General features: G+C 66.9%; 12 protein-coding genes (1 of these 12 only partly in view). 3 read left to right on the forward strand and 9 right to left on the reverse strand.

Annotation, left to right across the window (positions count from 1 at the left end; genetic code table 11):
- The 6 genes from BLP83_RS16540 to BLP83_RS16565 all read right to left on the reverse strand — a co-directional run.
- Positions 1 to 173, reverse strand: the 5' portion of a protein-coding gene (locus BLP83_RS16540) for an NAD(P)H-dependent glycerol-3-phosphate dehydrogenase (RefSeq protein ID WP_091245459.1). 853 nt of this gene lie to the left of the window's left edge; the window shows 173 of its 1,026 coding nt (coding positions 1-173); its start codon is at positions 171 to 173; its stop codon lies off the left edge, out of view.
- Positions 174 to 195: 22 nt separating this feature from the next.
- The gene (secB, locus tag BLP83_RS16545; protein ID WP_091245471.1) at positions 196 to 705 is read right to left on the reverse strand and encodes a protein-export chaperone SecB; all 510 of its coding nucleotides are present in this window, start codon (positions 703 to 705) and stop codon (positions 196 to 198) included.
- A gap of 110 nt (positions 706 to 815) precedes the next feature.
- On the reverse strand, positions 816 to 1,202 hold the full coding sequence (locus tag BLP83_RS16550) for a rhodanese-like domain-containing protein (protein WP_091245530.1): 387 nt from the start codon (positions 1,200 to 1,202) through the stop codon (positions 816 to 818).
- A gap of 153 nt (positions 1,203 to 1,355) precedes the next feature.
- Positions 1,356 to 2,477, reverse strand: a complete 1,122-nt coding sequence (locus tag BLP83_RS16555) for a TRAP transporter substrate-binding protein (protein WP_091245474.1) — start codon at positions 2,475 to 2,477, stop codon at positions 1,356 to 1,358.
- 165 nt (positions 2,478 to 2,642) lie between these two features.
- On the reverse strand, positions 2,643 to 5,033 hold the full coding sequence (locus tag BLP83_RS16560) for a Tex family protein (RefSeq protein WP_091245477.1): 2,391 nt from the start codon (positions 5,031 to 5,033) through the stop codon (positions 2,643 to 2,645).
- A 76-nt stretch (positions 5,034 to 5,109) separates the two neighbouring features.
- Entirely contained in the window at positions 5,110 to 5,862 is a 753-nt protein-coding gene (locus BLP83_RS16565; protein ID WP_176764254.1) for a ParA family protein, read from the reverse strand.
- A 304-nt stretch (positions 5,863 to 6,166) separates the two neighbouring features.
- On the opposite strand from BLP83_RS16565, the gene BLP83_RS16570 reads away from it, so the two are divergent.
- The 3 genes from BLP83_RS16570 (at position 6,167) to uvrD (ending at position 10,536) form a co-directional block, all read left to right on the forward strand.
- Positions 6,167 to 6,970: an SDR family oxidoreductase gene (locus tag BLP83_RS16570; RefSeq protein WP_091245483.1), complete on the forward strand. Its 804-nt coding sequence runs from the start codon at positions 6,167 to 6,169 to the stop codon at positions 6,968 to 6,970.
- Positions 6,967 to 8,016: a saccharopine dehydrogenase family protein gene (locus BLP83_RS16575; RefSeq protein WP_091245485.1), complete on the forward strand. Its 1,050-nt coding sequence runs from the start codon at positions 6,967 to 6,969 to the stop codon at positions 8,014 to 8,016. The genes BLP83_RS16570 and BLP83_RS16575 overlap by 4 nt, the downstream gene beginning before the upstream one ends.
- 342 nt (positions 8,017 to 8,358) lie before the next feature.
- Positions 8,359 to 10,536 (forward strand): DNA helicase II, encoded by a 2,178-nt coding sequence (gene uvrD, locus BLP83_RS16580; RefSeq protein WP_091245487.1) that lies wholly within the window; start codon positions 8,359 to 8,361, stop codon positions 10,534 to 10,536.
- A 144-nt stretch (positions 10,537 to 10,680) separates the two neighbouring features.
- Here uvrD and BLP83_RS18455 read toward each other — a convergent pair whose 3' ends face one another.
- The 3 genes from BLP83_RS18455 to BLP83_RS16585 form a co-directional block, all read right to left on the reverse strand.
- Positions 10,681 to 11,040 carry a hypothetical protein gene (locus BLP83_RS18455; RefSeq protein WP_143006746.1) on the reverse strand — a complete coding sequence of 120 codons (360 nt, stop codon included), beginning with the start codon at positions 11,038 to 11,040 and terminating at the stop codon, positions 10,681 to 10,683.
- Positions 11,041 to 11,191: 151 nt separating this feature from the next.
- Entirely contained in the window at positions 11,192 to 11,581 is a 390-nt protein-coding gene (locus tag BLP83_RS19440) for a Rap1a/Tai family immunity protein (RefSeq protein ID WP_425389026.1), read from the reverse strand.
- 203 nt (positions 11,582 to 11,784) lie between these two features.
- Complete coding sequence (locus BLP83_RS16585; protein ID WP_091245532.1) at positions 11,785 to 12,021, reverse strand: CopG family ribbon-helix-helix protein; 237 nt, start codon at positions 12,019 to 12,021, stop codon at positions 11,785 to 11,787.
- Positions 12,022 to 12,128 lie beyond the last annotated feature (107 nt).

A 12,128-nucleotide genomic window follows, 5' to 3' on the forward strand; every position in this document is an offset into this window, starting at 1 on the left:
AAGGGGATGCCGGGAAGGTAGCGTTCGTTGCTGCGGTGCTCGCGCAGCTCGGAGATCTGCCGCGGGTCACGCCCCCACAGGGTGACGGCGTGCCCATTGCGTGCCATCTGGGCGGCGAGTGCGGTGCCCCAGGAGCCCGCACCCAGCACGGCGATCTTCAGCGTGTCGCTCATGCATACCGCCTCATCAGTGGATTCAAGCGTTGCCGGCGGGCTCGCCCGCAAGCTGGCCACCGGCCTGCTCGGCGCGGCGGCGCAGAGTCTCGGCGTACAGCTGGTCGAAGTTGATCGGCTGCAGGAAGTAGGGCGGGAAGCCACCGGCCTGGATCAGGTCGCTGACCAGCTGGCGCGCGTAGGGGAACAGAGTGTTGGGGCAGTAGGTGCCCAACACGGCGTCCAGGTTTCGGGCATCAAAGCCCGAAATCGTGAACACGCCGGCCTGCTGCACTTCCACCAGGTAGGCAGTCTTGTCGCCGGCGCCGCAGGTGAGCGTCAGGGTCAGCACGACCTCGAACACGTCCTGAGCCAGGGCGGTGACCTTCTGGTTCATGTTGAGCTGCAGCTGCGGGGAAATCTCTTCCTGGAAGATCTGCGGCGCGGACGGCGCCTCGAAGGACGCGTCCTTCACGTAGATCTTCTGCAGCACCAGCTGCGCCTGGGCCTGTTCACCTGCGCCGTTGGCGGCCATCTGGTTCTCTTCGCTCATGGTGTACTCCGAATGATTGGGGTGTGCCGGAAGCCGGCGAGTATCCCACGGGCGCGGAAGCAATCCGTCCCGGCTGGGGGATGAGGGGTTTGGGGCGCGGGCCCCGCGCTTCAAGCTTTGCCGCGGACCAAGGGAAGATCGGCGGCCTGCCAAGCCTGCACGCCGCCCTCCAGCAGGAAGACGTTCTTGAAACCGGCCTTGACCAGGCGCTGGGCGGCGCTCGAGGCGGTGATGCCGCTGCGGCAGACCACCGCCACCGGCAGCTCGCGCACCTTGGCCAAGGTCTTGTTCTCAGGGTCGAACTGGCTCATGGCCACATGTTTGGAGCCGAGGATGTGGCCCTTCTCGAAGTCGGCGATTGCGCTGACATCCACCACCAGGGCGTTCTCCCGGTTCATCAGCAGGGTCAGCTGGGCCGGACTGATGGCCTTGTAGCCCCGGCGCAGTCGCGAAATCTCGTTGATGACGATGGCGGCGGTGAGGCCGACAAACGCCATCGACAGGATGGGGTGGTTGCCGATGAACTCCGGCAGGCGTTCTAGAAACTGGGACACGGAAAGCTTCCGAGGGGGCGCCGTGGCGCGAGGGCCGCCGATTATCGGGCAGGCACCCGGCGGGCGCAAAAGCGGGGGGCGGCAGTGCCCGCGAACTCAGCCCCAGTCGCCGCGCTGCTGGAGGTAGGCCTGCTCGGACACCGCGGCCCAGGACCTGCCGTTGGCGCGGAAGGCCTTCACCGAGGCATGGACCTTGGCGGCGAAGGAATCGCGAGCCGCGGTCTGCTCCAACACCTCGACACTGGCCTGACGCAAAGCGTCGAGCACATCGGCCGGCAGCGGCCGGAATTCCACGCCATGCTCGCCCTTCAAAGTCTCCAGCGCAGCCTGGTTGCGCGCGGTGTACTCCGCCAGCATGGAATCGTTGACCGCGCGGCAGCAGGACTCGACCACGGCCTTGAGATCGTCTGGCAGGCCATCGAAGGCAGCCTTGTTGATCATGCATTCCAGGGTCGGGCCCGGCTCCTGCCAGCCCGGGTAGTAGCAGTACTTGGCGACGCGGTGCAGGCCGAAGGCGAGGTCGTTGTAGGGCCCCACCCACTCGGTGGCGTCGATGGCACCCGATTGCAGGGCACTGAACAGCTCGCCGCCGGGCAGGTTCACCGGGGTCGCGCCGAGCTTGGACATGACCTCGCCGCCGAGGCCCGGGATTCGCATCTTGAGGCCAGCCAGATCGGCGACGCTGTTGATCTCGCGCTTGAACCAGCCGGCCATCTGCACACCGGTGTTGCCGGCAGGGAACGGCACCAGGCCGAACTGGGCGTACAGCTCGCGCCATAGCTCCAGCCCGCCGCCGTAGTACAACCAGCCATTCATCTCCGTGGCGGTGAGCCCGAAGGGCACGGTGCAGAAGAAGGCCGCCGCTGGCGACTTGCCACCCCAGTAGTAGGCGGCGGCGTGGCCCATTTCCGCGGTGCCGCGGCTGACGGCATCGAAGACCTCGAAGGCCGGCACCAGCTCGCCAGCGCCATAGACGCGGACCTTGATCCGACCGCCGCTGGCGCGGGTGATCAGCGCCGCGAGATCCGCCGCCGCCGTGCCGAGACCGGGAAATCCGGCCGGCCAGGCCGTCACCATCTTCCAGTTGCGCACGGGCTCGTTCGCGGAGGCCGCCGGCGCAGTCTCGCTCGACGGCTGGCCCTGGCTGCAGCCGGCCAGGGCCAGGCCAGAACCCGCAGCCGCCAGACCCGCTCCCTTCAACAGATCCCTGCGCTTCATGCGACGACCTCAATGGACGTGTGTGTTCCCGATAGGCCGGCGCGTGAACGATCGCGCGGGCGGAGCGCGAGCTTAGCCGATGCGCGGGCAACCTGCGTCCAGACGTGGCGCGGCGCCGTGCGTCCCCGCATCGGCATCGATGCAATGACGCGGGAATCTGCGATCTCAGCTTCGGCGGGCCCGCAGCAGCGCTTCGGCCAGCGCGCCCGCCGGCGCCGGCGGCTGGTTGCGCGCCATCTGCTTCTGCGCGGCCTGGGTCGGACGATCCTCCCGGCGCGGTCCGCGCTGTGCGCTGCGCTCCTCGCCGATCGGATCGTCGAGGCGCATGGTCAGGGCGATGCGCTTGCGCGGCAGATCGACCTCAAGCACCTTGACCTTGACCACCTGGCCGGCCTTGACCACCTCGCGCGGGTCCTTGACGAAGCGCTCCGACAGCGCCGACACATGGACCAGACCGTCCTGGTGCACGCCGAGATCGACGAAGGCGCCGAAGGCGGCGACATTGCTGACCACGCCCTCCAGCACCATGCCGGGCTTCAGGTCCTTGATGTCCTCGACGCCGTCCTCGAAACGCGCAGTCTTGAACTCGGGACGCGGGTCGCGGCCGGGCTTCTCCAGCTCGCGCAGGATGTCGCGCACGGTCGGCAGGCCGAAGCGCTCGTCGGTGAACTCGGCCGGATTCAGGCTGCGCAAGAAGGGCGCATCGCCGATCACCTCGCGCACCTCGCGACCGCACTTGGCGAGGATGCGCTCGACCACCGGGTAGGCTTCAGGGTGCACGCTGGAGGCGTCCAGCGGGTTTTCGCCGCCGTTGATGCGCAGGAAGCCCGCGCATTGTTCGAACGCCTTCTCGCCCAGACGCGGCACCTTGAGCAGGGCGCGGCGGCTGGCGAAGGCGCCGTGCTCGTCGCGGAAACGGACAACGTTTTCAGCGACGCTGGCCGATAGGCCGGCCACGCGCGTGAGCAGGGCGGGCGAAGCGGTGTTCACATCGACGCCGACGCCGTTCACGCAGTCCTCGACGCGGCCATCCAGGGCGCGGGCGAGACGCGTCTGATTCACATCGTGCTGATACTGGCCGACGCCGATCGACTTGGGATCGATCTTGACCAGCTCGGCCAAGGGGTCCTGCAGACGCCGCGCGATCGAGACCGCACCGCGCAGGCTCACGTCCAACTCGGGCAGCTCCTTTGATGCGATCTCCGACGCCGAGTACACCGACGCTCCGGCCTCGCTGACGACAATCTTCTGCAGCTTGAGCTCCGGATGCTTTTTGATCAGCTCGGCCGCCAAGCGATCTGTCTCGCGCGAGGCGGTGCCGTTGCCAATGGCAATCAGCTCCACGCCATGCGCCGCACAGGCGCGCGCCAGTTCAGCGATTGACGCATCCCAACGGTTCGAAGGCGCATGCGGAAAAATCGTGCCGGTCTGCACCACCTTGCCGGTGCGGTCAACGGTGGCGACCTTGACGCCCGTGCGCAGGCCGGGGTCGAGGCCCATCACCACGCGCGGGCCCGCGGGCGCGGCCAGCAGCAGGTCCTTGAGGTTGTCGCCAAAGACGCGGATGGCCTCTTCCTCAGCGGCTTCGCGCGCCTTCAGCAGCAGGTCCAGCGACAGGCTGAGATGCAGCTTGAAGCGCCAGGCGTGGCGCACGGTTTCGCGCAGCCAGGCATCCGCCGGACGGCCGCGCTCGGCAACGCCTGCGCGCAGGGCAACGCGGCGCTCGGCTTCGAGGTGACCCGCTGAAGTTGCAGCCGCACGCGGGTCCTCGCTGGCCGCGCTGACCTGTGCCTTGGGCAGCAGGTCCATGCTGATCACGCCCTCGTTGCGCGCGCGCATCAGCGCCAGCAGGCGGTGCGAGGGGATCTTTGCCACGGCTTCAGCGTGATCGAAGTAGTCGCTGTACTTGGCGCCTTCCTGCTGCTTGCCTTCGATGACCTTGGCCTCGATCTCGCCGCTGCTCCACAGCCAGTCGCGCAGCTCGCCGACCAGCGCTGCATCTTCGCTGATGCGCTCGATCAGGATGGCGCGGGCGCCTTCGAGTGCGGCCTTGATGTCGGCCACGCCCTTGTCGGCATCGACGAAGGCAGCGGCGCGCGCTTCCGGCGCCTCGGACGGGTCGTCCAACAGGCCCAGCGCCAGGGGTTCCAAGCCCGCTTCCCGCGCGATCTGCGCCTTGGTGCGACGCTTGGGCTTGTAGGGCAGGTAGAGGTCTTCCAGCCGCGCCTTGGTGTCGGCGGCTTCGATATCGGCGCGCAGGGCATCCGTCAGCTTGCCCTGCTCGTGGATGCTGGCGAGGATCGCGTCGCGGCGGTCTTCAAGCTCACGCAGATAGATCAGGCGCTCTTCCAGGGTGCGCAGCTGGGTGTCGTCCAAGCCACCGGTGACTTCTTTTCGATAGCGCGCGATGAAGGGCACGGTGGCGCCGCCATCCAGGAGCTCGACCGCGGCACGCACCTGGGCGGGCTGGGCAGCGATCTCTTCGGCGATCTGGGCGCTGATGCGCTGGGCGATCTGGGCGGGGTTGCGGCTGATCTCGGAAGCGCTGGAGCTCATCGAAGCGACTGACCTGTTTTACGAGGGGGCCGGAGTATAGGCCGAGTGCCCCCGGTCGCCAGCCCGAGCCCGGTCGCTAGACCTCCCGCAGCAGGCCTTGCTCAACCAGCAGGCGCCCCGTGAGCGCACGCCACTGCTGGGCCGCCTTGGTCGATGTCGGGCGCTTCCACACCGGGCGACGTTCGGCCAAGGCCTCGGCCACCGCGACGCTGCGGTTGAGCCAGGGCTGCACAACCGGGAAGCGCTCGCTGATCTGCTCGCCAATGCGGCGGTGCTGGCGGGCCTGCGGGTTGACCAGGTTCAGCACGAACTGCGCCGGTCGCATGGCGGTGTTCAGGTTTTCGGCGATGCTCGCGATCTCGGCCAGCACGGCGGAGACGCCGTCGACCGAGTAGCTTTCCGGCACCAGTGGCACCACCACCTGCCGCGCGCAGGCCAGCGCGGCAGTCATGCGCAGGCCGATCGCCGGTGGCGTGTCGATGACCACGAGGTCGTAGGTGCCAGCCAGCTTCTTGAGATGTCCGATGGCCTCGAAGGCCGCCGACAGATTCAGACGATCGGTGCTGTTCAGGCCCTTGCCAGCGGGCAATAGGTCGATGTTCGGATCGGGCGTACGCATGGGCTGCGGGGCTTCGTCGCCGGTGAACAGCAGGTCGCTGCCGTCGTGCCCGCGCTTTTCGCTGCGCTCGATCAGGGTCGCGGTGAGGTTGGCCTGACCGTCCAGATCGACCGCCAGCACGCGCAGCTGCTCGGCCGCACGGAACACCAGATGCGCCGCCAGCGCGGTTTTTCCCACGCCACCCTTGTTGTTGCCGACCGTCAGGATCATGGCGCCTCCTTGTGTATCCCGATTCTGCGTGCACATTTCGTTCCGGGCCGCGGCTCCCCTCACGGCGCGATTCAGGGCACGGGAGGCCCGATCAGCCCAAGCGAAGCGCGGCGCACGGCAGGGAGAAGGGAAGCCCACGACATTCAGGTCGTCCCGATCGGCGCCACCCGCAAGCGTGGTGCCGGGCGCAAGTCGAGCCTACGCGTGCAAGCGAGGTTCTGCATTGCGGAAGTTGCGGCCGGATTTCGGAACATCCACAGGCAGCGCCTAGAATCGCGAGTTCCCCTCTCGCGGATGCCCACGCATGAGCAAGACCGTCCTGATCACCGGCGCCGGCAGCGGCCTGGGCCGCGCGCTGGCCCTGCGCTATGCCGCCATGGGCTGCCGCGTCGGCATCGCCGATCTCAACCTCGAACGCGCCGAAGCCGTGCGCGCCGAGATCGAAGCCGCCGGCGGCCGCGCGCTGGCGTTTCCGGTGGACATCACCAGCGACGAGGCCTGGACCCTGCTGCGCGACCAGGTCAATTCGACCTGGCACGGGCTCGACGTGCTGATCAACAACGCCGGCGTCGCCTCGGGCGGCGCCACGCTGGAGGCCAGCATCGAGGACTGGCGCTGGATGCTCGAGGTCAACCTGCTCGGCGTGGTGCGCGGCTGCAAGACCTTCGCGCCCGACATGCTGGCGCGCGGCTCGGGCCAGATCATCAACATCGCCAGCTTCGCGGGGCTCGCCGGCGCGCCGGGGCTGTCCTCGTACGGCGTGGCCAAGGGCGGCGTGGTCACCCTGAGTGAAGGCCTGCGCGGCGAGTTCGAGCCGCGCGGCCTGAAGGTATCGGTGGTCTGTCCGGCCTTCTTCAAGACCAATCTGCTGGAGAACTTCCGCGGCTCCGAGCGCATGCGCAAGACCGCGGCCAAGCTGATGGAGGAGGCGCGCGAAAGCGCGGACGACATTGCGAAGGCGATCGTCGAGGCCGCCGAACGCGGCGTGTTCCTGATCATCCCCACCGCCACCGAGCGCAAGCGCTGGCGGATCAAGCGCTGGTTTCCCGAGTTCTACTACAAGCAGGTGCAGAAACTGATGCGCCAGCGCAGCGGAGACAAGGCATGAGCCTGCGCTGGATGCTCTACGGCGCCAACGGCTACACCGGGCGCCTGATGGCCGAGGCCGCGGTGGCGCGCGGCCTGCGCCCGCTGCTGGCCGGTCGCAATGCCGAGGCCCTGAAGACGCTGGCCGAGTCGCTGGATCTCGAATGGAAGGCGATCGAGCTTTCCGACTCGGTTGCATTGAAAGAAGCGCTGCGCGAGGTCGATGCGGTGATGCACTGCGCCGGCCCGTTCTCGGCGACCTGCACGCCGATGCTCGAGGCCTGTCTGGCCAGCGGCACGCACTACCTCGACATCACCGGCGAGATCGACGTGTTCGCGCATTGCCAATCGAACGATGCGCGCGCCAAGCAGGCCGGCGTGCTGGTGCTGCCGGGTGCAGGCTTCGATGTGGTGCCCACCGACTGCCTGGCTGCCCAGCTGAAGCGCGACCTCCCCGATGCGACCCATCTGGTGCTGGCCTTCGAGGCCGGCGGCGGGCCCAGCCCGGGTACGGCCAAGACCAGCGTCGAAGGCCTGGGCAAGGGCGGCCGCGTCCGTGAGAACGGCGAGCTGAAGCGCGTGCCGCTGGCCTGGAAGGTGCGCTACTTCGAGCGCGAAGGCGTGCAGCGCTCGGCGATGACCATTCCCTGGGGCGATGTCTGCACTGCCTGGTTCAGCACCGGCATTCCCAACATCGAGGTCTACATGGCGGTGCCGCCGGCAACCATCCGCCGCGTGCGCCGCCTGCGCCTGCTCGGGCCCCTGCTGGGCCTGAAGCCGGTGCAGGAGTTCCTGAAGCGCCAGGTCGAGCGCAAGGTGCGCGGGCCTTCGAACGACTCGCGCGAGCGCAGCGCCACCTGGGTCTGGGGCGAGGCCACCAACGCTCGCGGCCAGCGCGTCGCGCGCCGCCTGCGCACGCCGAACGGCTACACGCTCACCGTCGATGCCGCGCTGGGCATCATCGAGCGACTGGCGCAGGGCGATGTGCCGAGTGGCTTCCACACGGCCTCGCAGCTGATGGGGGCGAGCTATGTCACCACCTTGCCGGGGGTGGAGCGGACGGGGTGAGAGCCGGCGTCCGCGGGTGCCGCAGCGATGAGAGGGGCGATCGCGGGTCTCACGCTGGGCCAGGGCCCACACGATGAAAGGCGATGCGTGCACGCGCGAGGCGAGCGCGCGTTTGCATAGGGCGGGCCCTGGTCCACTGTGGCCTCGAATCTCGCTCCGGTCTCACGATTGCCTGTCGTAGGCGTATCGCTGCAACCGCGTCGAAGCAGTGAGCCGCGTCTCGCCGTGACGGTCCGGCATCACCGCTCAGGTCACCCTGATCGTCGCGAGCCTCAAGACCATGCTGGGCCAGGGCCCACCCTGTTCAATCGGTCACGACACCCCACGCCGCTACAATGCGGCATGGATGTTTCCCACCTGCTCGATGCGCTCAACACGGCCCAGCGCGAGGCCGTCACCACCGACTCCAAGCACACCCTGGTGCTGGCCGGCGCCGGCTCCGGCAAGACGCGGGTGCTGGTGCACCGCATCGGCTGGCTGACCGAAGTCCTTGGCGTGCCGCCCTACGGCGTGCTGGCGGTGACCTTCACCAACAAGGCCGCCGGCGAGATGCGACATCGCATCAGCCAGCTTGGCGGCCAGGGCGGGCGCGGCATGTGGATCGGCACCTTCCACGGCATCGCCCACCGCCTGCTGCGCCTGCACTGGCATGAAGCCGGCCTGCCCGAAACCTTCCAGGTGCTGGACTCGGACGACCAGATCCGTCTGCTCAAGCGCGTGATCAACGACATGGGCCTCGACGAAAAGCGCTGGCCCGCGCGCCAGGCGGCCTGGTTCATCAATGCCGCGAAGGACGAAGGCAAGCGGCCGAAGCATGTGATCGGCGGCAACCCGGCCACCGACACCTTCATCCGCATCTACGAGGCCTACGAGACCACCGCCCGCCGCGCCGGTCTGGTCGACTTCGCCGAGCTGCTGCTGCGCGCACACGAGCTGTGGCTGAACCACGCCGGCCTGCTGCACCACTACCAGCAGCGCTTCGGCCACCTGCTGGTCGACGAGTTCCAGGACACCAACACCATCCAGTACGCCTTCGTGCGCGTGCTGGCCGGCGCCACCGGCTCGACCTTCGTGGTCGGCGACGACGACCAGGCCATCTACGGCTGGCGCGGCGCCAAGGTCGAGAACGTGCAGCACTACCTGCGCGACTTCGATGGTGCGCACACGGTGCGGCTGGAGCAGAACTACCGCTCCACCGCCAATATCCTCAAGGCCGCCAACGCGGTGATCGGCCACAACCCGCAGCGGCTGGGCAAGACGCTGTGGACGGCCGACGGCGAGGGCGAGCCGATCGACCTCTACGCCGCCTACAACGAGATGGACGAAGCCCAGCACGTGGTGCAGCGCATCCAGCGCTGGATCAGCGATGGCGGCAGCCCGTCGGACTGCGCCGTGCTGTACCGCTCGAACGCACAGTCGCGCGCGTTGGAAGAAGCGCTGATGCAGGCCGGCGTCATCTACCGCGTCTACGGCGGCCTGCGCTTCTTCGAGCGCGCCGAAATCAAGGACACCCTCGCCTATCTGCGCCTGATCGCCAGCCGCGCCGACGATGCCGCCTTCGAGCGCGCGGTCAACACGCCGGCGCGCGGCATCGGCGGCAAGACGATCGAACAGGTGCGCGCCCGCGCCCAGGCCGAGAACCTCTCGCTGTGGGAGGCCGTGCTGGCCGAGCTGACGCAGGGTGTCCTGCCCGGCCGCGCCAAGAACGCGCTGCGCGGCTTCATCGAGCTGATCGAACAGCTCGACCGCGACACGCGCACGCTCACGCTGGCCGAACAGATCGACCACGTGCTGGCAGTGTCGGGCCTGCGCACCCACTACGCCGAGGAATCGCGCGGCACCCTGGACGCGCGCACCGACAACCTCGACGAGCTGGTCACCGTCGCCAGCCGCTTCGCCCGCGTCGAGGTGGAAGAAGGTGCCGAGCCCCTGCCCGAGCTGGTCGGCTTTCTCGCCTATGCCGCGCTCGAAGCCGGCGAGGGCCAGGCCGAGGCCTGGCAGGACTGCGTGCAGCTGATGACCCTGCACTCGGCCAAGGGCCTGGAGTTCCCGCTGGTCTGCATCGTCGGGCTCGAAGAAGGTCTGTTCCCCGGCCAGAAGTCGATGGAGGAAGCCGGCCGCCTCGAAGAAGAGCGTCGGCTGGCCTACGTCGGCCTGACCCGCGCCCGCCAGAAGCTGGTGCTGTGCTACGCCGAAGCCCGCCGCATCCACGGCATGGACACCTTCGGCGCGCCCTCGCGCTTCCTGCGCGAGATCCCCGGCGACGTGCTGCACGAGGTGCGCCCGCGCGTGCAGGTCAGCCGCCCGGCCTTCTCATCGCCTGCCCCACGCGCCCGCTTCGCCGCCGAACCCACCCCCGCCGGCCTGAAGCTCGGCGCCCTGGTCAGCCACGCCAAGTTCGGTGCCGGCGTGATCACCGACTTCGAAGGCGACGGCCCGCATGCGCGGGTGCAGGTCAACTTCGAGGAGGCGGGCAGCAAGTGGCTGGTGGTGTCTTATGCGAACTTGCAGGTGGGGTGAGGCTGAACCCCATCATGACTAGTAGTCCCCGGCCCAACGATGTGATCGCACAATATCGACGCGTTTTCTAACGAGCTACAGCGGCTGACGTTAGACGGCCACTAGTCTCGTCAATATCCGCCGCGAGACTGCAGAAAAGACAACTCAATTTGCGTCAAATCTCGACCGATCATGTCTACAGCTTTGACACAGGAAATCATCCTCCTGATAGCAAAGCAAAAGGGTCTCATCGTCGATAACCCCAGAACCAACGCAACTACTCGCTTCCGAGTCAGGGCCGACGAATCCAACAGGGCCTTCGCAGTAGACATGGAGAAGGGGCTTCAAGAACGTTTCGTAGTGATAAAGCTGAGCAGCAGAAAGGGACGAGGTTTTTCCGCCGTTAGCAGCTAAAATCTTTGCGACTCCGATTGTTGCCCTTGAATCATAAGCCGTACCCTGCAGGCGGCTTTCGATTAGTTCTTGTCGCTCCGTGAGGAGGTAAGAAAGGACCTTCGTATTCATCATTTCTCCTGGACCATAGCCACTACAAGGGGCCACCTGATTCGCCGCGCGAAAACACTGTTCTCCTTGCGCAAGAATCCGTCTCAGGGCACTGCTGGCCCGGGGGGCCAAATGGCCTCTAGAGTAGGCTCAGGCAACAACTCGCAGCAGATCACTCCGCATCACATGGATACGCAGCCCTGAGGGCGTTGACAACCAAAATGTCTCCTGGAAGATGCCACGTACTGGGATTGGCTCTGAGATGATTAGCGACTATCTCAGGTAGTTGACCCCCTTTGACTTCAGGGTCGGGGCACCACAACCGATCTACAGTCACATCCGCGACACCCTTCACGTAGCCTTCGAAATACCCTGAGCGATAGCCAGAATCGTCTCTATCCCGCCCTTCCATAGCGGCCACCAAGCTGCTCCCTTCCACCCATCCTGCGATGGCTGGTAACCCCGCGCATGCAAGTGTGAATGCTGCAACGCATCTAAGAGTGACCTGCATAACCCCCTCCTGCCTGACAGTAAAAGAAATGTGAGCAAGGAGCCTTAGCATACAGGTGAGAGTAGATCGCTTCACCTAGACTCACCGAATATTCGAGCACCCTCGGCGTTCTCACGCGTTTATCGATATAAGACTGGCTCAGCCAAAGATGGAACACAACTCGAAGGAGCCGAGCAGGCGCTTGCCGTTCTGCGCGATGTAGAGTCACGCCCCGTTTTTGACACCGCCGTCGTCCGGGCCGCGCACGCCAAAATTCACCAGACGTCCTTGCTTGGGACGCTCGATTGAGCGCGAGCAAGCTCGTCTGACAGGGCTGACCCCTGCTCGGCAAACACGACGTTCAACTTGGCGGTAATCGCTGCGCCATCGCGCCGGGCGAGGTACTCAGTGATCGCCTCGGCATAGAGCCTGCTGCGCGACACGCCCAGCGCCTTCGCAAGCTCCTCGGCTTTCGCGCAGACCGGATCTGGAAGCGAAACGACGGTCTTCATGGCGGCGGAGTATCGCCCAACGGCTGCGCCCCGCTCACCAACCTCCCCCACCCCCAGCCATTCGGATTTCCGATCCATCCTGCTACGCTCGCGGGTCGGGCTTGGCC

It is taken from the genome of Aquimonas voraii (assembly GCF_900101825.1).
In the GTDB taxonomy this organism is placed as follows: domain Bacteria; phylum Pseudomonadota; class Gammaproteobacteria; order Xanthomonadales; family Xanthomonadaceae; genus Aquimonas; species Aquimonas voraii.

Excerpts from the sequence above, each read along its gene's own strand:
- secB (WP_091245471.1), bottom strand. The coding sequence starts at position 705 with ATGAGCGAAGAGAACCAGATGGCCGCCAACGGCGCAGGTGAACAGGCC.
- BLP83_RS16550 (WP_091245530.1), bottom strand. The coding sequence starts at position 1,202 with ATGGCGTTTGTCGGCCTCACCGCCGCCATCGTCATCAACGAGATTTCG.
- BLP83_RS16555 (WP_091245474.1), bottom strand. The coding sequence starts at position 2,477 with ATGAAGCGCAGGGATCTGTTGAAGGGAGCGGGTCTGGCGGCTGCGGGT.
- BLP83_RS16560 (WP_091245477.1), bottom strand. The coding sequence starts at position 5,033 with ATGAGCTCCAGCGCTTCCGAGATCAGCCGCAACCCCGCCCAGATCGCC.
- BLP83_RS16565 (WP_176764254.1), bottom strand. The coding sequence starts at position 5,862 with ATGATCCTGACGGTCGGCAACAACAAGGGTGGCGTGGGAAAAACCGCG.
- BLP83_RS16570 (WP_091245483.1), top strand. The coding sequence starts at position 6,167 with ATGAGCAAGACCGTCCTGATCACCGGCGCCGGCAGCGGCCTGGGCCGC.
- BLP83_RS16575 (WP_091245485.1), top strand. The coding sequence starts at position 6,967 with ATGAGCCTGCGCTGGATGCTCTACGGCGCCAACGGCTACACCGGGCGC.
- uvrD (WP_091245487.1), top strand. The coding sequence starts at position 8,359 with ATGGATGTTTCCCACCTGCTCGATGCGCTCAACACGGCCCAGCGCGAG.
- BLP83_RS18455 (WP_143006746.1), bottom strand. The coding sequence starts at position 11,040 with ATGAATACGAAGGTCCTTTCTTACCTCCTCACGGAGCGACAAGAACTA.
- BLP83_RS19440 (WP_425389026.1), bottom strand. The coding sequence starts at position 11,581 with ATGCTAAGGCTCCTTGCTCACATTTCTTTTACTGTCAGGCAGGAGGGG.
- BLP83_RS16585 (WP_091245532.1), bottom strand. The coding sequence starts at position 12,021 with ATGAAGACCGTCGTTTCGCTTCCAGATCCGGTCTGCGCGAAAGCCGAG.